1 protein-coding gene is annotated in these 600 nt (G+C 48.3%); it reads right to left on the minus strand.

Annotated elements, in window-relative coordinates; all coding sequences use genetic code 11:
- Positions 1-284 precede the first annotated feature (284 nt).
- On the minus strand, positions 285-600 hold a 316-nt coding region (locus tag IE113_RS16155), incomplete at its 5' end, for a transposase (RefSeq protein WP_139245318.1).

A 600-nucleotide genomic window follows, 5' to 3' on the forward strand; every position in this document is an offset into this window, starting at 1 on the left:
CTGCGAAGTTATTTCTCCTTACATATCCCCCTATGCCAACGGGGGATTTTTTCTGGTTCACTAACGCATAAATAATAGTGACACCCTATCATTCACAAACCGTGATAATATAAGGATTATCATCATGGCAAAATTAGGGAAGGTGCGAATAAGCAGGTCATTTCTTCCCAAGCTGACTCGCTGATTAAAATTTCGCGGATCTGGGCCGATTTTTTTCCCGCAAACACATCGAATCAGCCTATTTAGGCTATTTTTTCCACCATTTCTGGCGTTATTTCCGGTTTTTACTGAGATCTCTCCCACTGACGTATCATTTGGTCCACCCGAAACAGGTTGGCCAGGGTGAATAACATCGCCAGTTGGTTATCGTTTTTCAGCAGCCCTTTGTATCTGGCTTTCACGAAGCCGAACTGCCGCTTGATGATGCGAAACGGGTGCTCCACCCTGGCACGGATGCTGGCTTTCATGTATTCGATGTTGATGGCCGTTTTGTTCTTGCGCGGATGCTGCTTCAAGGTTTTTACCTTGCCGGGACGCTCGGCGATCAGCCAGTCCACATCCACCTCGGCCAGCTCCTCGCGCTGTGGCGCTCCTTGGTAG

This window comes from Novosphingobium arvoryzae (genome assembly GCF_014652615.1).
Lineage (GTDB): Bacteria > Pseudomonadota > Alphaproteobacteria > Sphingomonadales > Sphingomonadaceae > Novosphingobium > Novosphingobium arvoryzae.